A 21350-nucleotide genomic window follows, 5' to 3' on the forward strand; every position below is an offset into this window, starting at 1 on the left:
CACCATGAGCGACACCGCCACCGCGGAAGGGGGCGCCACCACGAACGGACGGCTTTCACACCGGCAGATCCTCACGGTTCTGTCCGGACTGATGCTCGGCATGTTCCTGGCGGCCCTCGACCAGACCATCGTGTCCTCGGCGATGAAGACCATCGCCGACGAACTGCACGGCCAGAGCCTGCAGGCCTGGGCCACCACCGCCTACCTGATCACCGCGACGCTTTCCACGCCGCTGTACGGCAAGCTGTCCGACCTCTTCGGCCGCAAGCCGATGTACCTGACCGCGATCTCGCTGTTCCTCGCCGGTTCGCTGGCGAGCGCGATGGCCGGATCGATGTACGAACTGGCCGCGTTCCGCGCGTTCCAGGGACTCGGCGCCGGCGGTCTGATGTCGCTCGCGCTGGCGATCATCACCGACATCACCTCGCCGCGGGAACGCAGCCGCTACCAGGGCTACTTCATGGCCGTCTTCGGCGTTTCGAGCGTCGCGGGCCCGGTGGTCGGCGGGTTCTTCGCCGGACTCGACTCGTTCGCCGGCCTCACCGGCTGGCGCTGGGTGTTCATGGTGAACGTCCCGATCGCGCTCGCCGCGCTGGTCGTGGTGAGCAAGGTGCTGAACCTCCCGCACACCCGCGTTGACCAGAAGGTCGACTTCCTCGGAGCCGGCGCGCTGACGCTGGGCCTCGTGCCGCTGCTGCTCGTCGCCGAGCAGGGCCGCGAATGGGGCTGGGGTTCGCCCGCGTCGCTGGCGATGTACCTGGTCGGCGCGCTCGGCGTGGTGCTGTTCATCCTGCAGGAACGCCGGATGGGCGACGCCGCCCTGCTGCCGCTGCGGCTGTTCGGAAACGGGGTGTTCCGGGTGTCGACGCTGGTCACCGTGATCCAGGGCATCGGGATGTTCGGCGCGATGATGTCGCTGCCGCTGTACCTGCAGATCGTGAAGGGCGCGACGCCGACCCAGGCCGGGCTGCAGATGCTGCCGCTCACCCTCGGGATCATGGTCGCGAGCCTCGGCAGCGGGCGGATCATCGCCCGCACCGGCCGGTACAAGGGCTTCGCGGTCGCCGGACTCGGCCTGATGGCCGCGGCGGTGTACTCGTTCTCGATGATCGGCGTGGACACCGCGCTCGGCGTGGTCATGGCCATCGCGTTCGTGCTCGGACTTGGCCTCGGCTCGACCATGCAGACGCTGACCCTGGCCGCCACGAACGACGTCTCGCCCCGCGACATCGGCGTCGCGACCTCGTCGGTCACGTTCTTCCGGCAGATCGGCGGCACGGCGGGCACCGCGGTGTTCCTGTCGATCCTGTTCAGCACGGTCGGCGACCGGATCGCGGCGGCGGTGCGCTCGGCGATGGCCTCCCCGGCCTACACCGCGGCGCTGGCGCAGCACCCGGAGTTCGCCCGGCAGCTGGCGGGCGGCGGCCTCGACGTGAACGACACCTCGTTCCTGTCGAAGCTCGACCCGGTGCTCGCCCGGCCGATCCTGGAAGGGTTCTCCAGCTCGATGAGCACGGTGTTCCTGATCGGCGGAGCGGTGCTGACCGTCGGGTTCGCGCTGGTCTGGCTGCTGCGGGAGAAGCCGCTCTCGGACAAGTCGGCGATGGAGCAGCGCGCCGAGCAGGAAGCGGGCGAACTGGCCCTCGCGGGCTGAGCGGGAAGTAAAAAAGGGCCGTCCACCAGGCAGGTGGACGGCCCTTTCTTGCGTGGCTCAGTGGTGCTCTTCGCCGTTGATCTCTTCCTTGGCGAGGCGGTCCTTCTCGCGCTCGTACGAGCGGGCGATCTCGGACTCGGCCTCGGCGCGGCTCACCCAGGACGAACCCTCGACGCTCTTGCCCGGCTCCAGGTCCTTGTAGACCTCGAAAAAGTGCTGGATCTCGAGCTTGTGGAACTCGTTCAGGTGGTGGATGTCGCGCAGGTGCTCGAGGCGCGGGTCGTTCGTCGGGACGGCGAGGACCTTGTCGTCCGGGCCCTTCTCGTCGGTCATCCGGAACATGCCGATCGCGCGGCAGCGGATCAGGCAGCCGGGGAATGTCGGCTCCTGGACCAGCACGAGCACGTCCAGCGGGTCGCCGTCCTGGCCGAGCGTGTCGTCGATGAAGCCGTAGTCGGCCGGGTACTGGGTCGCGGTGAACAGGGTCCGGTCGAGCTTGATCCGACCGGTCTTGTGATCGACCTCGTACTTGTTGCGCTCCCCCTTGGGGATTTCGATCGTGACGTCGAATTCCACGGCCGTCCTCGCTGCTTCTTGAATCTCGGTGTCCCACGCGCTCGTGGGCGGCAACCTAATGACCTCGTTGACGTCACTAGTGTGGACTACGCCCCGTCGGCGGGTCGCGCCGATGTCGGCCAGACGGCATGTGACCTTGGCCCCTCCGGGGGCGGGTGAGAAGGAGTGGTGGGTGCCGGAAAACGACCAGCCGAGGTGGCCCACGGGCGACGAGGACACCTCGTCCCAGGCGGACCGGGCGACCTCCCGCCTCCCCCTGCCCAAGCGCGACGCGGGAGCCACCGCGCAGCTTTCCGTGCCGAACGTCACACCGGGAGACGGGCCGGGATCGTGGTTCCGGCCGAACGTCCCGCCCGAGGAGGTCCCCGGGCTCAACGCGCCCTCGGACGCCCCCGCCGCGCCGCCGGAACCGCCCCGGTCGAATCTCGCGGACCGGATGAGCGGCACGTCGGTGCCCACGCCGTCTGGTCGCGCTGAGGAGCCGAAACCGCAGGCGCCGTGGGTGCCGGTGGAAGGGCCGACCCGGTTCGTGGCCGGGGTGCCGCGGCCGGGGGACAACGCTGGTCGCCCGGATGCCGAGGCGACGGCGCAGTCTTCGACGGTCGATTCCGCCGAGGGGGCCGCGGAGAAGACTTTCCAGGTTTCGCAGCAGCAGCCGAGGCCGTCGGCGGAGGGGGCCGCGGAGCAGACGGTGCGGGCGCAGCCGAATGTTTCGCCTGGTCAGCAGGATTCTTCACCCGCTTGGCAGGCCGCGCGGAAGCCGGGGAACTCGCTGTTCGAGCCCGCCGGGTCTGGTTCTGGAGCTTCGAGCGAAGGGCAGGGGTGGAATCCGTTCCAGTCCGGCCAGCCGGGTCAGTCGGGCCAATCGGGTCAGGCTGCTGGGACGGGCGAGCCCGCGGGCAAGCCGGGGCAGTTCGCCGCGTTCCGGGACGAAACGCCGGGAGCGGGCGACAACAACCAAGGCTGGGCGGCGTTCCGCCCGATCGTCGCGCGGGACGAGCAGGGAGAGGAGCCGCCCAAGGAGGGCTGGACCGCCTTCCGCAACGACTCCGGCTCCGGCGAATCCGGTGCCGCCGGCCAGTCCGGCCGGGGCGACGCCGGTGCTCAGCCAGGTCGCGGCGGGGACGACCGGACTGGTTTCCAGGGCGAATCCGGCCCGATCCCGGGGTCCGCAGCCGCTCGGCTCAATCCGGTTCAGCCTGGCCGAGCCGGGAGCGAGTCCCGGGAAAACTGGGCCGCCAGCTCCAACCAGGGTCAGTCCAGCCGTGCCGGAGACGAGTCGCAGGCAGGCCGGAACGAATCAGGATCCGAGCCGTGGTCGCAGCAGATCGAAATCCCCGTCCGCCCAGGGCTGCCCGAACCGCAGCCGGGCACCGTCCCGCCCGCAGGTGCCAGTCACGTGCGGCCGATGCGGATCGACCCGGCTGGCGGTCAGTTCCCGGCTGAGGCGACCGTCGGGATTCCGCGGCCGCCCGAGGGCTTCCTGAACCAGGGGCCGTCGGAGGCGACCGTCGGGATTCCCGCGCAGGCCGAAGGTTTCTCCGAACGCCCAGGTCCGGAGCAGATTCCGCCGCGCGACGCCGCGGAGCAGTATCCGCCGGAGCCGCCTGCCGGTGCCGGGCCGATTCCGCCCGCGGACGACGCGCCTCGGCCCGAGGGGAAGAAGCCGCGCCGGAAGGCGTTGATCCTGGCGCTCGTCGTGCTGCTTCTGCTGGCCGCCGCGGGTGGTGCGTCGGCCGTGCCTGCCGTTTCCAACCGGCTTGGGTTGCCGTGGGCGCCGAACGCGCCGAAGGGCAGCGAGCCCGACCCCTCCGACGCCAGCCTCGCGCTGCACGGCCCGGACACCTCCGCACAGGGACCGTCCGCGAACGGGGTCGCCTCGAAGCTGTCCGGTCCGGCCGGTGCGGCAGCGCTTTCCCAGCTCAGCGGCAGTGTGATCGACCCGGCCAGCGGCACCGTGCTGTGGGACCACGCGTCGAACACCCCGCTGACCCCGGCGTCGACCACGAAGATCCTCACCGTCTCCGCGGCACTGCTCGCGATGGAGCCGACGAAGCGGATCTCCACCAAGATCGTCCAGGGCGCGCAGCCGGGCACGGTCGTCATCGTCGGCGGCGGCGACCCGTCGCTGACCGCGTTGCCGGTCGGCACCGATTCGCCGCTCTACCCGGGTGCCGCGCACGTCGACGACCTCGTCAACCAGGCCAAGAAGGCCGGCGGCGACATCAAGAAGGTGCAGCTCGACGCCAGTGCCTTCAGCGGTCCGAACACGGCGCCGGGCTGGGAGCCGGGCGACGCGCCGTCGCTGTACGGCGCGCCGATCGTCCCGGCCATGACCGACGGCGGACGCGGCAACCCGAAGGTCGACGAGACCATGCGCTCGGGCAACCCGGGGACCGCGCTCACCCAGCTCGTCGCGGAGAAGCTCGGCGCGAGCCCGGCCGGCGCCGCCAAGGCTCCGGACGGCGCGAAGGTGCTCGGCGAAGTCCAGTCGGCTCCGCTGCCGGATCTCGCGTACGCGCTGCTGCAGATCTCCGACAACGTGCTCGCCGATTCGCTCGGCCGCCAGGTCGCGATGGCCACCGGCGGGGAAGCGTCGTTCGCCGGCGCCGCCGCCGCGGTGAAGAAGGTGTTGGCGGACCACGGTTTCGACGTCAACGGGCTTCAGCTGTTCGACACGAGTGGACTGTCCAATCAGAACAAAGTGCCGGCCAGGCTGCTGGCACAGGTGCTCGCCGCGGCGGCCGGTCCGGACGGCAAGGACCCGAACACGCCGAAGCTGCGTCCGCTGCTGGCCGGTCTTCCGGTCGCGGGCAGCCCGGAAGGCACGCTGCACGGTCGCTACCACTCGGGCGAAACCCAGGGCGGCAAGGGCTGGGTGCGGGCCAAGACCGGCACGCTCACCGGCGTCAACACCCTCGCCGGGTATGTGCTCGACAGCGACAACCGCGTGCTCGCCTTCGCGTTCATGTCCAACGGCTCGGAGAAGAACTCCGGGCAGGCGGCGCTCGACGTGCTGGCGACGGCCTTGCGAGGCTGCGGGTGCAAGTAGCCCGCACTGAGCCGACTCGCTGAACCCGCACGGCTGAGCTGCCCACAATTCCGGACCGGAAGGTAGCGTCGGAGGGGTGAGCCAGGAAACCGAGACCCGACGGCGGCCCATGGTCGACTGGGACCGGGCAGCCGCCACCGGCGCGCTGCTGGTGCGCGGCGGCCCGCAGGTCGCCCGAGGCGAGGCCGACCGCGCGGTGGTCGACCTGCGGGAGCTGACCGCCGAGGCGGAGGGGCACGTCCGCGAGCTGACCGGCCTCGGCCTCGACCTGCCGCTGCTGCCCGGCACCGTGGTGGACCGGCCCGGCTGGGTGCGGTCCGCGGCGTCCGGTCTCGGCGTGCTCACCGGTCGCGCGCTGCCCGCGGCGCAAGGCGGCCCGCTCGGCCCGATCCTGGCGTCCGGCGCGGGCGTGCAGACCGGGCTGCTGCTCGCGTTCCTGGCGTCCCGCGTGCTCGGCCAGTACGACCCGTTCGGCGGCGAGGAGAACAAGGGCGAACTGCTGCTCGTCGCGCCGAACGTGGTGGCCGCCGAGCGCGCGCTGAAGGTCCCCGCGCGCGATTTCCGGCTGTGGGTCTGCCTGCACGAATGCACGCACCGGCTGCAGTTCACCGCGGTGCCGTGGCTGCGTGACTACTTCGCCGACGAGGTCGAGCGGCTCGTGTCCGGGCTCGCGGAGAGTTCCACCGACGGGCTGGCCGAGTTGGTCGGCAGGCTGCCCGACGCGCTGCGCAACCGCGGCAAGGGCGGCGGCATCGCGGAGCTGCTGCAGTCGCCGAAGGAGCGTTCGGTTTTCGATCGGCTGCTGGCGTTGTCCACGCTGCTGGAGGGCCACGCGGACTACGTGATGGACGCGGTCGGTCCGCAGGTCGTGCCCAGCGTCGAACAGATTCGCGCGCGATTCACCGCGCGTCGTCAGGGCGGCGGGCTTTTCGACCGTCTGCTGCGCGCGGTCCTCGGCCTCGACGCGAAGATCCGCCAGTACGAGGAAGGCGCGAAGTTCACGCGGCACGTGGTCGACGCGGTCGGGATGGACGGGTTCAACAAGGTTTGGCGCTCGCCGAACACGTTGCCGACTCGCGCCGAGATCGCCGACCCCGCGGCCTGGGTGCGGCGACTGCACGGGTGAGCGCGCTCGCCGCGGTCCGGACAGCGGTCCGCGATTTCCTCGCGACGGTCGCTGTTCCGAGCGAAGTGTGCGTCGCGGTGTCGGGCGGCGCGGACTCCTTAGCGCTCGCTGAAGCGACGGCGTACGTCCTTCGGCACCGAGACGTCCGTACGCGGGCGCTCGTCGTCGACCATGGTCTTCAGGCCGATTCAGCCGCCGTTGCCGCTGAAGCAGCGACAGTCGTGAAGAGCGTCGGTATCGACGTCGTCGAGGTGCACGCTGTGCACGTCGTGGGCAAAGGCGGTCCCGAAGCAGCCGCGCGCGCTGCGAGGTACCACGCGCTGCGCGAAGCGTTGCCAAACGGCGAAGGGCTCGTGCTGCTCGGCCACACCCAAGACGACCAAGCCGAGACGGTGCTGCTCGGTCTAGGCCGTGGCTCCGGACCGCGCTCGCTGGCCGGCATGCGTCCGCACGATCCGCCGTGGGGCCGTCCGCTGCTCGGCATCACTCGCGCGCAAACCGTTGCGGCGTGCGCAGAACTCGGCCTAGAGCCGTGGCAAGACCCGCACAACGCAGATCCACGCTTCACCCGCGTACGGCTGCGTACGGAAGCACTGCCGCTGCTGGAGGACGTCCTGTCGGGTGGAGTCGCTCCAGCTTTAGCCCGTACGGCCGCACAGCTGCGCGAAGACACCGAGGCGTTGGACACACTCGCCGCGCGCGTGCACGAGCGCGCGGCCCGCGAAGACGACCTCGACGTAGCCGTGCTCGCGGCCGAGCCCGCTGCGCTGCGCAGACGGGTTCTCCGCAGGTGGCTGCTGAACTCCGGGGTCCGCGAGCTGACCGACGCGCACCTGCGTTCGGTCGACGCGCTCGTGGCCCGCTGGCGGGGTCAGGGCGGGGTGTGGCTGCCAGGCAACTTGGAGGCTCGACGGCGGCGTGGCAGGCTTTCGCTTGCCGGACCCGAACCCACCACCCGAGGGGAATGACCCGTGTACGAGGGCGAGATCGCCTCCGTGCTCATCACCGAGCAGCAGATCAAAGACAAGATCGCGGAGCTGGCGGCGAAGATCGCCGCCGACCACCCGGAGAACGGCCAGGGCGACCTCCTCCTGGTCGGCGTCCTCAAGGGCGCCGTCATGTTCATGACCGACTTCGCGCGGGCGCTTCCGGTGCCGACGCAGCTGGAGTTCATGGCCGTGTCGTCCTACGGGTCGTCGACCTCGTCGTCGGGGGTGGTGCGGATCTTGAAGGACCTCGACCGCGACATCGCCGGCCGCGACGTGCTGATCGTCGAGGACATCGTCGACTCCGGGCTCACCCTGTCCTGGCTGCTGAAGAACCTGGCGAGCCGGAACCCGGCCTCGCTCGAGGTCGTCTCGCTGCTGCGCAAGCCGGAAGCCGTGAAGGTCGAGGTGCCGGTCAAATACATCGGCTTCGACATCCCCAACGAGTTCGTGGTCGGCTACGGCCTCGACTACGCCGAGCGCTACCGCGACCTGCCCTACATCGGCACGCTCGATCCGCACGTCTACACGTCCGGATAGTCCGGTTCGGCACGGTTCACGGTAATACTTTCGGGTGCGGAACCCGGAAGCCCGAAATCGCGTCATAGGGCTCGACCAGGTGCGTTAACCTATGCGAAGACCTATTGCCATGCGGACGAGTGACACCAGCCGACGGGCTGGTCCTCGCGCGGGGGAACGGAGAGAGGGCAGATGGGCAACAACAGCTCGGCGGATGCCGCGGCGTTCAAGAACGCCGCTGTCAACGGCCAGGTCGGAATCGACCCGGATGCCGCGCAGACCGTGCTGAAGAAGATCCGGACCGGGCGCGACGCGGTCGAAGCTCTCCTGAACAGCGCGGGCACGCTCGCGCAGCCGCCGAAGCTCGGCGCGAACCCGGTCGGCAAGGCGATGGCGACCAAGTTCGTGCAGCGCGCCGACGGCGGCGGCGACTCCTACTCGTCCGCGCTGCAGAACCTGCTCAGCCAGTACCAGGCGGCGGAGGAAGGCATCGTCGCGGCGATGGCCCGCTACCACGAGATCGACCAGTCCGCCGGCGACCCGTTCCGCAACAAGGCCTGACGTCCTAGGGGGATCACGCAGTCATGGCACCGAACACCACCACCTCGGCCCCGGACGGATCGGGCTACAACACCTCCGGCTACGGCACGTCGTCCTCGGTCCCCGCGCCCGGCTCCGCCGTCGCGATGGGCTCGAACTCGGCGGCCAACGACATCGTCGCCTCCGCGCGCAGCAGCTCCGGCGGCTTCGAGATCGGCGGCGACCGCGCCATCGGCAACCCGCCGAACTGGCAGTCGCAGGAAAGCCACCAGCTCTACGTCGGCGCGACCACGGACAACGACCCGGGCACCGCGGAGTCGACCGGGCAGCACTGGACCAAGCACGGCACCGAGCTGAAGCAGGCGTCCGACGACCTGTACACCGCGATCAGCGAACTGGGCAACGTCTGGGTCGGCCACGGTGCGGCGGGTGCGCAGGGCGCGCTCGTGGCGATCGCCAACTCGGGCACGCAGGCCTCCGACGCCGCGCACACGATGGCCGACAAGCTCGCCCGGCAGGCCGCTGCGGCCGCCGAGGTCAAGAAGATGCCGGCCCCGCGCGACTACGACCCGAAGCAGGCCATGACGGCCGCGCTCGCGGGCGGCCCGGCCGCGATGGCCGCGGACCAGAAGGCGCAGGCGGACGCCGCGAACGACGTCAAGGCGCAGCAGGTCGCGTTCTTCAACGCCTACACCCAGGCGATGAGCGAGGTCGACGGCTCGACCCCGAGCTTCGGCCCGGATTCGCTCGGCATGAAGCCGACCGCGTCGCACTTCAACGGCAACTCGTTCAACAACGTCAACAACATCGGCCACACCGACGGTCCGGGCGCGCTCGGTTCCCCGGCCAACTTCGGCACGGTCGGCGCACACGGCGCGGCCGGCGGCGCGGGAGTCGCCGGGCACGGCGCTCCGGCGCACGTCTCGGCCGACTCGGGCAAGTACGGCACCTCCGGTCTCGAGGGCGGCGCGCTCGCCGGCGGCGCCGGCGTGGGCACGGGCGTTGGCGCCGGTTCCGGCGTCGGCGCGGCCCCGGTCGCTCCGGCCGCCCCCGCGAGCACGGGCGGCAGCGGCCTCGGTTCCGCGCTCGGCCTCGGCGCCATCGGCGCTGGAGCCGGGCTCGCCGGCGGCAAGCTCGGCGAGGGCAACCGCAGCGGTTCGCGCAAGGAGGAGGAAGGCAAGACCTCCGCCGCGTCCGAGCACCAGAACGGGCAGAGCGCCGCGTCGGCGGCTCCGCAGCAGCAGGGCGTGGTCCCGGCGGGCGGCACCATCGGCCAGTCCCAGGGCGGCATGAGCCCGATGGGCGGCGGCATGGGCGGTGCGGGCGCGCACGGCGCCGGCCAAGAGGACGAGGAGCACACGCACGCCTCGTTCCTCATCGAGCCGGACCCGGACGACGCGTTCGGGGCCAACGAGGCCACCCCGCCGCCGGTCATCGGCGCGTGGTCGGACGACGACAACTGACGCAGTGCTCGCGGGCGCGTGACCGGAGTGGTCACGCGCCCGCGAGCGTTCGCAAACACTCGGGGTAGGGGGTTGGTCGATGCCGAACGCGGAGCTGCTCGCGCCGATCGAGGTGGACTTCCTGTGGGAGTCGGCCGGGATGGGCGAGCTGCCGTATCCGCTGCGGATCCGTTCGCACGGCGCGACGATGGACGAGCGCTCGGCGCTGCGCACGCGCACGCTCGGCGCGCTCGCCGACCGGGGGCTCGCCGACGATCGCGGCAGGCCCGCTCCGCACGTCGAGGACTACTTCGGCATCCTCGCCTCGCCGGACGTCAGCCTCGACACCGTCCAGCTGCTCGACCCGAACGGCGAACCGCTGCTCGCGGTCGCGGGCAGCGCCAACGGCGACGGCCTGTTCGCCGTGCAGGACCAGCGCGGGCTGCACCTGCACCCGTGCGCGCCGGACGGCCTGGCCACGGCGATCATCTCGCTGCTGCCGGGCGCTCCGCGCGGCAGCGAGAAGTCGATCACCGTGCCGCTGGAGCAGCTGGTCGGCGCGTCCGGCGTGGACTTCATGCAGCGGCGTGGCAACCAGGTGGACGCCTCCGGTCGCGCGAGCGTGGACGAGGACCGCAAGGCTCTCGCCCGGCTGCACGCCCAGCAACGCCTGCGCGGCGGCCAGATCGGCGCGAACGCCCGCAACCGGCTCGGCGGACGCAGCCGTTCGACGGTGCTGAGCTGGTTCGACACCGAAACCGGGCGGTATTTCACGCAAGCCAGCCAGGGCCACGACGGACGCGACTGGATCACCATCGCCCCCGCCGACCCGGCGACGCTGCGGCACCGCCTCGGCGAAATGCTCGCCGGGGTGGCCGACCAGGCCAGCGCGGGCGCGTTCTGACCCGCTCTGACCAGCTCTGACCCGCTCTGCCTGACCCGCGCTGACCGGCTCGGCCCCACTCGGCTGAAACCGCCCCAATGTGGCATTGGGTGCATCTGACGCAACCAACGCCACATTCGGTGCGCAGGATGCACCGAACGCCACATTGGGTGCGCGGGACGCACCGAACGCCACTTTGGGGCGGCTGACGCACCCAATGTGGCGTTGAGCCGCTTGAAGACTGCCGATCCGGCGCTACGCTGGGCCGGAAATCGTTGACCGGAGGGTGAGCAGCACCGGATGCACCAAGAGTTCTTCTCGCCGCTGGCATTCGACTTCCTGTGGGAGTCGGTCGAGCTGGGCGAGCTGCCCTACCCGCTGCGCGTGCGCTCGCACGGGGCGACCGAGGACGAGCGCGTGTCGCTGCGGCACCGGGTCGACACCGAGCTGAAGGCCCGCGGCATCCGCGATTCCCGGGGCCGGGTCGAGCCGGACGTCGAGGACTGGCTGACGCTGCTCGCGCGCGCCCCGCACTCCATCGACGCGCTGCACATCCCGCAGTTCGAGGCGCATCCGGTCGCGCTGCTCGCCGCGGGCGACGAGCGCACCGGCGTGGTCGCGATCCAGGACGCGGACGGCATCTGGCTGCGCGAGATCCAGCCGGACGCGCTGGTGTCCACGATCGTCGAGCTGCTGCCCGGCGGCCCGCGCGGAAGTGAGGCGTCGGTCACTCTTCCGCTGGACGAGGCGTTGCACACCCAGCCGATCCGGGTGCCGGTCGCCGCGGGCGGCGGGCAGTCCGAGGAGAAGGGCGGACGGCGGGCGAAGCGCCAGTCGCTCAGCGAGCGCGCCACCGTCGATCCGCGCGAGACCTACGGGCTCATCGCGGGCCAGCCGCGGCTGCGCGGAGGTCAGCTCGCAGCGAACAGCCGATCCCAGCTGGGACACCGGCAGCGGTCCCGGGTGCTCGGCTGGTTCGACACCGCCACCGGACGGTATTTGAGCTTGTCGAGGGCGGGTTCGGACGGCCGCGAATGGGTCACCGTCGCCCCGGCGGACCCGGCGACGCTGCGGAGCAGGCTGGGTGAAATGGTGGCTTCAGTGGCGGTCGACACCCGATAGCCGGGTGACGTGTCGTCCCGGAACGGGAACCCTCGCGCGGGATTGGCCGTTGACCTGCGAGAGGCTCGCCAGGCTTCCCCGCCCGCCCGGACGGTACCCTGGTGGGACGGGTGCCCTGCGGCGCCCACGGGTTGTCAAGATCGCGATGGCGGGTATCACAGGAGCCGCCCAACCAGGGAGGGTCGAGGCCGCAAGGGCCGAGTCGTATGAACCGGAAGAGCGTGCTCAGGAACCCACTGCTGTGGATCGTCGCGGGGTTGCTGGCGTTGTTCGCCTACAACACGATCTTCGACAGCGATCGTGGCTACACCCAGGCTCCTATTTCGACGGCGATGAACCAGGTCGCCCAGAACCACATCAAGGAAGCCAGCCTCGAAGACAAGGAGCAGCAGCTCAAACTGCAGCTCACGCAGAAGATCGACGTCGACGGCCAGCAGACTGACCAGATCATCGCGCAGTTCCCCGCGAACGCCACGCACGAGATCTACGACAAGCTGATCGCCGCGCAGAACGGCGGCCAGCCGGTCAAGTTCACCACCAAGGTCACCCAGCAGAGCCTGCTGACCCAGATCCTGATCTTCGCGATCCCGCTGGCGCTGGTGCTCGGCCTGCTGATGTGGATGATGAACAACGCCCAGGGCGGCGGGAACCGCGTCCTGAACTTCGGCAAGTCGAAGGCGAAGCAGCTCAACAAGGACATGCCGAAGACGACCTTCGGCGACGTCGCGGGCGCTGACGAAGCGGTCGAAGAGCTGTACGAGATCAAGGACTTCCTGCAGAACCCGGCGCGCTACCAGGCGCTCGGCGCGAAGATCCCCAAGGGCGTGCTGCTCTACGGGCCGCCCGGCACCGGCAAGACGCTGCTCGCGCGAGCTGTCGCGGGCGAGGCGGGCGTGCCGTTCTACACGATCTCCGGTTCGGACTTCGTCGAGATGTTCGTCGGTGTCGGCGCGTCGCGGGTTCGCGACCTGTTCGAGCAGGCGAAGCAGAACGCGCCGTGCATCATCTTCGTGGACGAGATCGACGCGGTCGGCCGCCAGCGCGGCGCCGGCCTCGGCGGCGGCCACGACGAGCGCGAGCAGACGCTGAACCAGCTGCTGGTCGAGATGGACGGCTTCGACGCCCGCGGCGGCATCATCCTGATCGCGGCCACCAACCGGCCGGACATCCTCGACCCGGCGCTGCTGCGCCCCGGCCGGTTCGACCGGCAGATCCCGGTGTCCGCGCCGGACCTGCTCGGCCGCAAGGCGATTCTCGAGGTGCACGCCAAGGGCAAGCCGATCGCGCAGGGCACCGACCTGACCGGGCTGGCCAAGCGCACCGTCGGCATGTCCGGCGCGGACCTGGCCAACGTGCTGAACGAGGCCGCGCTGCTCACCGCCCGCGAGAACGGGCACGTGATCACCGACGTCGCGCTCGAGGAATCGGTCGACCGCGTGGTCGGCGGTCCGGCGCGCAAGAGCCGGATCATCTCCGAGAAGGAGAAGAAGATCACCGCCTATCACGAGGGCGGGCACGCGCTCGCCGCGTGGGCGATGCCGGACATCGAACCGGTCTACAAGCTGACGATCCTGCCTCGCGGCCGCACCGGCGGGCACGCGCTGCTGGTGCCGGAGGACGACAAGCAGCTGATGACCCGGTCGGAAATGATCGGCAGGCTGGTCTTCGCGATGGGCGGCCGCACGGCCGAGGAGCTCGTCTTCCACGAGCCCACCACCGGTGCTTCTTCGGACATCGAGCAGGCGACGAAGATCGCTCGCGCGATGGTCACCGAATACGGCATGAGCGCTCGGCTGGGCGCGGTCAAGTACGGCCAGGAGCAGGGCGACCCGTTCCTCGGCCGGTCCGCGGGCCGCCAGGCCGACTACTCGCTCGAGGTGGCGCACGAGATCGACGAGGAGGTGCGCAAGCTCATCGAGACCGCGCACACCGAGGCGTGGCACGTGCTCAACACCTACCGCGACGTGCTCGACAATCTGGTCATGGAGCTGCTGGAGAAGGAAACGCTGCAGCGCAAGGACCTCGAGCGGATCTTCGCGACCGTCGAGAAGCGCCCGCACATCACCGTCTTCAACGAGTTCGGCGAGCGCACGCCGTCGGACAAGCCGCCGATCAAGACCCCGGGCGAGCTGGCGATGGAGCGCGGCGAGCCGTGGCCGCCGCCTGCTCCGGAGAAGGAAAAGCCCGCTCTGCAGCCCGCGCCGACCCCGGTCGGCACGGCCCCGGGCGCGGGCGAGCTGCCCGGCGGCCCGCCGTACCAGGCTCCGGACCCGAACGCGAACCCGTACGCCCCGCCCGCCAACGGCGGCCGTCCGGTCGGCGGGCCGAACGGCACCGGCCGCTGGGGCCAGCCGTATGGTGGTCAGCAGCAGCCGGGCGGTCCGGCAGGCGGCGGCTACCAGCCCGGTGGCCCTGGCGGTGCGCAGAGCGGACCGCCGAACTACGGGGCGCCTCCGGGCTGGACCCCGGCGACGTCCCCGGGCGGCCAGCAGCCGTGGCGCCCCGCCGAAGACCGTCCGCGTGAGCAGGGCTGGTTCGCCGACGGCGCGAACGGCCAGCAGCCGGACGAGGGGCAGCATCGGCGTGACGTCGACGGAACAGACAAGCAGTAAAGACGGCATCCGCCCGGTCTTCGATGCCGACCGGGCGGAGCGCGCCGTTCGCGAGCTGCTGCTCGCCTGCGGCGAAGACCCGGATCGGGACGGTCTCCAGGACACCCCGGCCCGGGTCGCTCGCGCTTACCAGGAGATGTTCGCCGGCCTCTACACCGATCCGGACGAGGTGCTGGCGAAGACGTTCGACGAATCGCACGAGGAGCTCGTGCTCGTCACGGACATCCCGATGTATTCGACATGCGTGCCGAGCAGGCAGACTGTCAACACGGTCGCTGGAGCCAAACGGGCCATGGAGGTCGAGACGGGCGATCGGCTTTGGACGCTTGTCGGCGGCAACGTCGAAGAAACGACGGTCACCCAGGTCAGCTCTCACAAGACCCGTGAACTGGTCGAAGTCACTACGTCGGCGGGCAGCTTCCGCGTGACGCCAGATCATCCGCTGGCGACTCCGGAGGGCTGGAAGGAAGCGAAGGACGTCGAAGGGACGTTCATCGAGTGGACTTCGGCGCGGAAGCTCTGTCGCAACCGCTGGAAGCCGACCCTCGGTTACGACTTCGGGTATGTGATCGGTGCGGTCTGTTCTGATGGGACGGTCTCTGACCGTTATGTCTCGCTGGTCGTCAACGACCGCGACTTCGCAAAGAAGTTCGCCGAAGGTCTGTACCGCGCGTTCGGGATCCAGGCGAAACTCGAACCGGTCAGCCGTCCGTCTGGCTATCTCGGTCGCCCGGCACCCGGCTTCCGGGTACGGGTCGTGTCGTCGTATCTGGCAGACCTCTTGCGCCAGTACGTCGGCGGCGATGCCCATCACCAGCGGCAGCGTTTCCCGATGGTCGTATTGAATGACGTGTCGACGTTCAACGGCTTCTTGGATGGCTATATCGACGGCGACGGGTGCGCCGCCAAGGGGCATCCCGGACGCTTCGCCACCAGCGCGAATATCCCGTTCCTAGAGGACTTGGCGACGGTGATCGGGGCGCGATTCACGCCACGCAAAGCACCCGCCTCGGCTTTGTACGTCGCTGACAGCTGGATGCGACGGCACGGTTTCCCTCAGGGTGACTACGCCACGGATCTGATCGAGTCCGAGTACGTCGAAGTGGTGTCAGTGAAGCCAGTGACGGCCAGTGGGGCGAAGCCTTACACCGTGTATAGCTTCAAATGCGAGCCGCATCCGACCTTCCTGATCGGCGGGCATTTGACGCACAACTGTGAACACCATTTACTCAGCTTCCACGGCGTAGCCCACGTCGGCTACATCCCGAACGGCGAGGGCAAGGTCACCGGGCTGTCGAAGCTCGCCCGGCTGGTCGATCTCTACGCTCGCCGCCCGCAGGTGCAGGAGCGGCTCACCTCGCAGATCGCCGACGCGCTCGTGCGGAGGCTGGAGCCGCGCGGCGTGATCGTGGTCGTGGAGGCGGAGCATTTGTGCATGTCGGTGCGCGGGATCCGCAAGCCGGGTTCGCGCACGACCACGTCGGCGGTGCGCGGGATGCTGCGGTCGTCGGCGACGTCGCGCGCCGAGGCGATCGAGCTGATCCGGGGTCGCCGGTGATCCCCCGGCCGGGGCGGTGTGCCGTGATGGGCGTGCTGAACGTGACGCCGGATTCGTTCTCCGACGGCGGCCGGTACCTCGATCTCGACCAGGCGCTGGAGCACGCGCGCGAGATGTGGGCGCGCGGCGCGGACCTGATCGACGTCGGTGGCGAGTCGACGCGGCCCGGTGCCTCGCGGGTCGACGCGGAGACCGAGGCCGCGCGCATCCTGCCGGTGATCCGGCAGCTGGCTTCCGAAGGCGTGGTGCTGTCGGTCGACACCACGCGGGCCGCGGTCGCCGAAGCCGCGGTGGCGGCCGGCGCGAAAGTGATCAACGACGTGTCCGGCGGGCTTGCCGATCCGGCGATGGGACGGGTCGCGGCGGAGACCAAAGCGCCGTGGGTGTTGATGCACTGGCGCGGGCACAGCAAGGACATGAACGCTCTGGCCACGTACGCCGACGTCGTCGCCGAAGTGCGCGGCGAGCTGCTGGAGCGGGTCGACGAGGCGATCGCGGCCGGGGTTTCCGAGAGCGAGATCGTGCTCGACCCCGGTCTGGGGTTCGCGAAGCACGCCGAGCACGACTGGGCGTTGCTGCACGGGCTGAATTCGTTGCTGGACTTGGGTTTCCCGGTTTTGGTGGGTGCTTCGCGCAAACGTTTCCTCGGCCGGCTGCTGTCCGGAAAGGACGGAGTGCCGAGGCCGCCGGACGGCCGCGAGGTCGCCACCGCGTCGATTTCCGCGCTGGCCGCCGCGGCCGGCGCTTGGGGGGTGCGGGTGCACGAGGTGGGGGCCTCATTGGACGCCGTGGCGGTGGCCGCGGCCTGGCAGCAAGGACGGGCCGATGGCTGACCGCATCACGCTCACCGGGTTGCGCGTGTTCGGCCGACATGGCGTCTTCGAGCACGAGAAGCGCGACGGGCAGGAATTCGGCATCGACATCGTCGCGTGGCTCGACCTCGGGCCCGCCGCGGCGTCGGACGACCTCACCAAGACGCTGCACTACGGCGAGCTGGCCGAGCTGGCGGCGGGGATCGTCGCCGGGGAGCCGTACGACCTGATCGAGAGCGTCGCCGGGAAGATCGCCGACGAGGTCATGCGCGACGACCGGCTGACCGCCGTCGAGGTCACCGTGCACAAGCCGTCCGCGCCGATCCCGCTGACCTTTGACGACGTCGCGGTGACCATCCGGCGGGAGCGGTGAGCCGCGCGGTCCTGTCCCTGGGCTCCAATCTCGGCGACCGGCTCGGCTATCTGCGCAGTGCGGTCGACGCGGTGCGCCCGGCGCTCGTCGCGGTGTCCGGGGTGTACGAAACGAAGGCGTGGGGCGTCGAGGACCAGCCGGATTTCCTGAACGCGCTGTGCATCGTCGACGACCCGGCGCGCGACCACTGGGCGTGGCTGCGCGCCGGGCAGGCTGCCGAACAGGCAGCGGGCCGGGTGCGCGAACTGCGCTGGGGCCCGCGCACGCTGGATGTCGACATAGTGACAGTGCAGGGCGTGCTCTCCGACGATCCGGAGCTGCTGCTGCCGCACCCCGGGACCCCGGACCGGGCGAGCGTGCTGATCCCGTGGCTCGAGATCGACCCGGACGCCGAGGTCCCCGGGCACGGCCGGGCCGCCGACCTGCTCGCCCGGCTGCCGGAAGCCGACCGGGCGGGCGTCGTCCTGCGGCCCGACCTCACCCTGGCCTAGTCCAGGGTCGACCGCTTACGAAGCCCGCAGCGCCGCCAGCAGGAACTGAATCTCGTCCTGCCTGCTCGGGATGGCGGGCCAGCCGTTGATCGTCGCGAGCAACTGCCAGTACCGCTCGGCGCGCGGATCCGCCCCGACAGCGATTCCGTCGGCCATCTTGTAACGGACCGCCGGCTCGGCCGGGTCCTGGCCGGGCAGCGCCGAGGCGGTCGCGATCGCGTCCGCCAGCGCCCGGCCGGCCGGGGAGTCCGGCGCGTGGCCCGCGTCGAGCGCGGACCGGGCGTCGGCCATCCAGGCCTCCCAGTTCTCCTGCTGGGCCTTCGTCGGCTGCTCGTACTCGCCCGCTTCCCGCGTGGCCGAATGCCGCTCGCTCATCGTGCGGATGGACTGCCGGAACTCGGGGTCCCGCACGAGTTCGGCGAACTCGATCCAGGCCTCCAGCTGTTCTGGCGCCGGATCATCCGGAAGATCCGGTTTCGCCGATTGCATTCGCGCGTAGAACTCGGGATCGACATCGAGCCCCTCCATCATTTCGGACCAGAACTCGTCCACCAAACGGCGGCGTTCCTCGTCCGGCATTTGGGCGATGCGATTCATCAGTTTCACTTCCTCCAGCTCGGAATCCCGTTTCAGCACCGCGCGCAATACCGCGCGGCGCAGCCGCAACCGCCGGATCTGCTCGTCCAGCGCGTCGACGTGGCTCGTCGCCAGGTCGCGCACCGTCGTCTCCCGCGCCAGGGCGCGGGACACGTCAGGCAGGCCGATGCCCAGTTCGCGCAGCGTCCGGACCAGCTCCAGCCGGGCGAGCGCGTGCGCGTCGTACAGCCGGTAGCCGGCTCCGGTCCGCTGCGTGGGCGGGAGCAGGCCCTCGTCGGAGTAGAACCGGATGGTCTTCACCGGCAGCCCGGTGCGCCGGGACAGTTCGCCGATCGTGAAGACCGTGGTGGCAGGCATGTCAGGCATCGTGGAGTCTCCAGTCGCTGGAGAGTCAAGCCTGCCAGAACGGGCTCGGTACGGTGGAGTCATGCACTTCACGCGGTCCCGGGACCTGGTCGTGGCCGCGGTCCTCGGCCTCGCCGTGGTCTACGTGCTGTTCCAGGCCGCTTACGGCGATCTGCCGCAGCTGCCGTTGCTCGCCGGGGTGACCTTCGCGGTGCTCGCGATCGCCGAGGCCGGGTTGGCGTGGTCGATCCGGTCGCGGATCAAGTCCGGCCGGGTGCACGGCGACGCGGTCGGGATCGCGCGGGCGGTCGCGCTGGCGAAGGCGTCTTCGCTGGCCGGGGCGTTTCTGGGCGGCGGCTGGATCGCCGCGTTCGGCTATGTTTTCCCGCGACGTGACGAACTCGTAGCCGCGGTCTCCGACAGCAAGTCGGCTGTCGTCGGGGCGGTGTCGTCGGCGCTGCTCGTAGCTGCCGGTTTGTGGCTCGAGCACTGCTGCCGGACGCCGCCGGAGGACCGTCGGTCCCCGACCGGTTAACGCGTCGATGGCGCCGCTCGAAGTACCGACTAGGTCTCATTCGGATCACCGGAAGGTACGGTGTCAGGCATGACTGGCGTGGGTGACGACTCGCACGGCCGCCGCGCTGGCAGGCCGTGGCTTGTCGCCGGATTGCTCCTCGCCGTCGGCGCCACCGTGGTTTTGGTGCTGAGCGACGACCTCCGGTACCTCCGGCTCGGGATCGTCGCGGCGCTCTGGGCAGCCTTGATCGGCGCCTTCCTCGCTGTTCGCGCCCGCAAGAACGCGGCGCACAGCGAGGACGCGGTCGCCGAGGCGCAGGCGGTGTACGAACTGGAGCTGGAACGCGAGATCGCGGCCCGGCGAGAGTACGAACTCGAGCTCGAGACGGAAACGCGCGAGGCCGCGCAGGCACAGTCACGAGAAGAATTGGATGCGCTGCGTGCCGAAGTGGCTGCGCTGCGCGAAAGCCTGCATTCGCTGTTCGGCGGAGAGGTGCTCCTGGAACGCGTCGCGCTCACCGCGCAGGCGACTCGGATGCGCTCGCTGAACGACGAGCAGCGGCTCGTTTCCGCGGGTTCTGAGACCAAGAACGGCAATGGCAAGAAACCGGCCCAGCTGCTCGCTCCGAAGAAGCAGGTGGTCGATGTTCCGGAGCGGCCGACCGAATTCATGGACCGGGTGCTCGACGCGACGCCCGCGGAGCGTCGCCGGGCGCCGGCGAACGGCGGCGGCAGCGGCGGCAACGGGGCCGCGAAGACCAATGGCGCCAATGGGACTTCCGGCGCGAATGGCTCGATCAGCGCTGGGTTGAACGGATCCGGCCCGAATGGCGACCGGTCGACGCAGCTGCGCACGCAGCAGATGCCGCGTCTCAAGCCGAAGCGTCCGGAACCGCCCGCTGAGCCGGAGCCGTTCGAGGACGACGTCGAATCCGACAGCCCGGCCCCGCGCGGTGGCCGTGATTCGCGGGCCAGCCTGGCGGAGGCGTTCGTGCCGCGTGGCGGCCGTGGCGACGCGGGACCGCATGAGGGACGGGCGAGCGTGGCGGACGCGTTCGCTGCGCGTGAGCCGCGCAATGGCGCGCCGGAAGCGCATGCTGAGCGGCCGCCCGCTCGCGGTGCCGCGCCGGAGGCCGGTCCTCGTGGGGGTGCGCCGAAGCCGCGTGGGGATCGTGCGCCGGAGCCGTATGAGGCCGAGCGTCGTCCGGCCAGCGAGTCTGGTTCGCACGTCATTCCGGAAGCGTTTGAGCCGGATGTCGCTGAGCGTGGGCAGCGGAATGTGACTGAGCCGTTGCCGCGGGAGGCTGAGCGGGCTCGTGGTTCGTTCAACCAGGGGACGCGGGGTGCTCGGCCGCAGAATGACGCGCCGGAGCCTGCTCGTCGTCCCGCTGCCGAGGCGCAGCCGACTCGGACTGTCGCGCCGGTGAGCAAGCCGGAGCCGCCGGTCAAGGAAGAGCGGCCGGTGCCTCGGTTGGCGGCTCGGACTGCTCCCCGGCCGGAGGAGCGGCCGGAAGCTGCTGAGCAGACTGCGATTTCCCGGCCTGCTGAGCCGGTTGCGCATCGGCATGCTGAGCCTGCCCCGAAGAAAGCGGAGAAACCGGTGGTGGAGAAGGAGACCGCGGCTGAGCCGCAGACTCGTGCGCCGTCTCGGCTGGAGCAGTTCTCCCGGTCGGATTTGTCGCCGTTGGCTGAGGACACGCCTACTGGGCGGCATGGGGCTCCGGGGGCGGACGCGGTTAATCCGACGTTGCCGGAGTCGGTTCGGAGTTCGGTCGGGAGCGGATCTGGAGGGCGGCGGCGTCGTCCGGAGGCTGAGGCTGCTTCGGTTTCGGCTCCTGCCGGCGGGCGTCGGCGGCGGCCGGAGGGGGAGCCTCCTGCTTGGGAGGCGTCCTCTGCTGCTGAGGAGAGTGTTGAGGAGTCGGCGCACGGGCGGCGGGCCGCGGATACTGGGCATCATGCGTCTGGGCGGTCGGTGACGGAATTGCTTGCGGCTAACGGGAAGACGGAGGGGAGTCCTCGGCGGCGGCGTCGGGCTGAGGATTGATTCTCTTTCGGCTCGTCGCCTGGCGGCGACATTGCGCACGTTGGTTGCGTGGGGCACCCCGAAGCTGATTGTGACGACGGACGGCGGGTGCTTGTCAAGGCG

17 protein-coding genes and 2 pseudogenes are annotated in these 21350 nt (G+C 70.4%); 17 read left to right on the forward strand and 2 right to left on the reverse strand.

The genetic code is table 11. The annotated features are described in order from the left end of the window. The first annotated feature begins 4 nt into the window (after window positions 1-4). Complete coding sequence (locus tag ACFXI3_RS38245) at window positions 5-1654, forward strand: MDR family MFS transporter (RefSeq protein ID WP_344265556.1); 1650 nt, start codon at window positions 5-7, stop codon at window positions 1652-1654. 57 nt (window positions 1655-1711) lie between these two features. On the opposite strand, the gene ACFXI3_RS38250 is transcribed toward ACFXI3_RS38245, so the two are convergent. After that, window positions 1712-2230, reverse strand: coding sequence for an inorganic diphosphatase (locus ACFXI3_RS38250; protein ID WP_009084318.1), 519 nt, complete (start codon window positions 2228-2230; stop codon window positions 1712-1714). A gap of 172 nt (window positions 2231-2402) precedes the next feature. On the opposite strand from ACFXI3_RS38250, the gene dacB reads away from it, so the two are divergent. The 14 genes and pseudogenes from dacB (at window position 2403) to folK (ending at window position 17746) form a co-directional block, all read left to right on the forward strand. Beyond that, window positions 2403-5282, forward strand: a complete 2880-nt coding sequence (dacB, locus tag ACFXI3_RS38255) for a D-alanyl-D-alanine carboxypeptidase/D-alanyl-D-alanine-endopeptidase (protein ID WP_378406289.1) — start codon at window positions 2403-2405, stop codon at window positions 5280-5282. 109 nt (window positions 5283-5391) lie between these two features. Beyond that, window positions 5392-6408 (forward strand): zinc-dependent metalloprotease, encoded by a 1017-nt coding sequence (locus tag ACFXI3_RS38260; RefSeq protein WP_344266689.1) that lies wholly within the window; start codon window positions 5392-5394, stop codon window positions 6406-6408. Next, complete coding sequence (gene tilS, locus ACFXI3_RS38265; RefSeq protein ID WP_378406291.1) at window positions 6405-7376, forward strand: tRNA lysidine(34) synthetase TilS; 972 nt, start codon at window positions 6405-6407, stop codon at window positions 7374-7376. Before ACFXI3_RS38260 ends, tilS begins: the two co-directional genes overlap by 4 nt. 3 nt (window positions 7377-7379) lie before the next feature. Then, window positions 7380-7934 carry a hypoxanthine phosphoribosyltransferase gene (hpt, locus tag ACFXI3_RS38270; RefSeq protein WP_037369179.1) on the forward strand — a complete coding sequence of 185 codons (555 nt, stop codon included), beginning with the start codon at window positions 7380-7382 and terminating at the stop codon, window positions 7932-7934. A gap of 171 nt (window positions 7935-8105) precedes the next feature. Continuing rightward, entirely contained in the window at window positions 8106-8474 is a 369-nt protein-coding gene (locus tag ACFXI3_RS38275) for a hypothetical protein (protein ID WP_344265538.1), read from the forward strand. 125 nt (window positions 8475-8599) lie between these two features. After that, window positions 8600-9916, forward strand: coding sequence for a hypothetical protein (locus ACFXI3_RS38280; protein WP_378406300.1), 1317 nt, complete (start codon window positions 8600-8602; stop codon window positions 9914-9916). A gap of 79 nt (window positions 9917-9995) precedes the next feature. After that, a complete protein-coding gene (locus ACFXI3_RS38285; protein ID WP_344265535.1) occupies window positions 9996-10799 on the forward strand; it encodes an ESX secretion-associated protein EspG in 804 nt (267 codons plus the stop codon). 279 nt (window positions 10800-11078) lie between these two features. After that, a complete protein-coding gene (locus tag ACFXI3_RS38290; RefSeq protein WP_344265532.1) occupies window positions 11079-11900 on the forward strand; it encodes an ESX secretion-associated protein EspG in 822 nt (273 codons plus the stop codon). A 206-nt stretch (window positions 11901-12106) separates the two neighbouring features. Next, the gene (gene ftsH, locus ACFXI3_RS38295) at window positions 12107-14512 is read left to right on the forward strand and encodes an ATP-dependent zinc metalloprotease FtsH (protein WP_344265529.1); all 2406 of its coding nucleotides are present in this window, start codon (window positions 12107-12109) and stop codon (window positions 14510-14512) included. Next, window positions 14484-14756: pseudogene (locus tag ACFXI3_RS38300) on the forward strand (GTP cyclohydrolase I); the annotation flags it as partial. The gene ftsH and the pseudogene ACFXI3_RS38300, both read left to right, overlap by 29 nt. 969 nt (window positions 14757-15725) lie before the next feature. Beyond that, window positions 15726-16070 (forward strand): annotated as a pseudogene (folE, locus tag ACFXI3_RS38305) (GTP cyclohydrolase I); the annotation flags it as partial. 26 nt (window positions 16071-16096) lie between these two features. After that, the gene (gene folP, locus ACFXI3_RS38310) at window positions 16097-16903 is read left to right on the forward strand and encodes a dihydropteroate synthase (RefSeq protein WP_344265526.1); all 807 of its coding nucleotides are present in this window, start codon (window positions 16097-16099) and stop codon (window positions 16901-16903) included. Beyond that, window positions 16896-17255, forward strand: coding sequence for a dihydroneopterin aldolase (gene folB, locus ACFXI3_RS38315; RefSeq protein ID WP_378406295.1), 360 nt, complete (start codon window positions 16896-16898; stop codon window positions 17253-17255). The genes folP and folB overlap by 8 nt, the downstream gene beginning before the upstream one ends. Further along, window positions 17252-17746, forward strand: a complete 495-nt coding sequence (folK, locus tag ACFXI3_RS38320) for a 2-amino-4-hydroxy-6-hydroxymethyldihydropteridine diphosphokinase (RefSeq protein ID WP_344265520.1) — start codon at window positions 17252-17254, stop codon at window positions 17744-17746. The genes folB and folK overlap by 4 nt, the downstream gene beginning before the upstream one ends. Window positions 17747-17761: 15 nt before the next feature. Here the strand turns inward: folK and ACFXI3_RS38325 are convergent, their stop codons facing one another. Beyond that, complete coding sequence (locus tag ACFXI3_RS38325) at window positions 17762-18700, reverse strand: MerR family transcriptional regulator (RefSeq protein ID WP_377926750.1); 939 nt, start codon at window positions 18698-18700, stop codon at window positions 17762-17764. A 70-nt stretch (window positions 18701-18770) separates the two neighbouring features. Here ACFXI3_RS38325 and ACFXI3_RS38330 point away from each other — a divergent pair, with 70 nt between their 5' ends. Further along, window positions 18771-19223, forward strand: coding sequence for a DUF3180 domain-containing protein (locus ACFXI3_RS38330; RefSeq protein WP_344265514.1), 453 nt, complete (start codon window positions 18771-18773; stop codon window positions 19221-19223). 69 nt (window positions 19224-19292) lie between these two features. Beyond that, the gene (locus ACFXI3_RS38335) at window positions 19293-21248 is read left to right on the forward strand and encodes a DUF6779 domain-containing protein (RefSeq protein ID WP_378406298.1); all 1956 of its coding nucleotides are present in this window, start codon (window positions 19293-19295) and stop codon (window positions 21246-21248) included. The last annotated feature ends 102 nt before the right edge of the window (window positions 21249-21350 follow it).

The sequence above is a fragment of the Amycolatopsis sp. NPDC059235 genome, from assembly GCF_042754125.1.
GTDB classification, from domain to species: domain Bacteria; phylum Actinomycetota; class Actinomycetes; order Mycobacteriales; family Pseudonocardiaceae; genus Amycolatopsis; species Amycolatopsis albidoflava.

Excerpts from the sequence above, each read along its gene's own strand:
- ACFXI3_RS38275 (WP_344265538.1), top strand. The coding sequence starts at position 8,106 with ATGGGCAACAACAGCTCGGCGGATGCCGCGGCGTTCAAGAACGCCGCT.
- ACFXI3_RS38290 (WP_344265532.1), top strand. The coding sequence starts at position 11,079 with ATGCACCAAGAGTTCTTCTCGCCGCTGGCATTCGACTTCCTGTGGGAG.
- ACFXI3_RS38325 (WP_377926750.1), bottom strand. The coding sequence starts at position 18,700 with ATGCCTGCCACCACGGTCTTCACGATCGGCGAACTGTCCCGGCGCACC.
- ftsH (WP_344265529.1), top strand. The coding sequence starts at position 12,107 with ATGAACCGGAAGAGCGTGCTCAGGAACCCACTGCTGTGGATCGTCGCG.
- folP (WP_344265526.1), top strand. The coding sequence starts at position 16,097 with ATGGGCGTGCTGAACGTGACGCCGGATTCGTTCTCCGACGGCGGCCGG.
- ACFXI3_RS38330 (WP_344265514.1), top strand. The coding sequence starts at position 18,771 with ATGCACTTCACGCGGTCCCGGGACCTGGTCGTGGCCGCGGTCCTCGGC.
- ACFXI3_RS38335 (WP_378406298.1), top strand. The coding sequence starts at position 19,293 with ATGACTGGCGTGGGTGACGACTCGCACGGCCGCCGCGCTGGCAGGCCG.
- folB (WP_378406295.1), top strand. The coding sequence starts at position 16,896 with ATGGCTGACCGCATCACGCTCACCGGGTTGCGCGTGTTCGGCCGACAT.
- ACFXI3_RS38245 (WP_344265556.1), top strand. The coding sequence starts at position 5 with ATGAGCGACACCGCCACCGCGGAAGGGGGCGCCACCACGAACGGACGG.
- ACFXI3_RS38285 (WP_344265535.1), top strand. The coding sequence starts at position 9,996 with ATGCCGAACGCGGAGCTGCTCGCGCCGATCGAGGTGGACTTCCTGTGG.
- ACFXI3_RS38280 (WP_378406300.1), top strand. The coding sequence starts at position 8,600 with ATGGGCTCGAACTCGGCGGCCAACGACATCGTCGCCTCCGCGCGCAGC.
- ACFXI3_RS38260 (WP_344266689.1), top strand. The coding sequence starts at position 5,392 with ATGGTCGACTGGGACCGGGCAGCCGCCACCGGCGCGCTGCTGGTGCGC.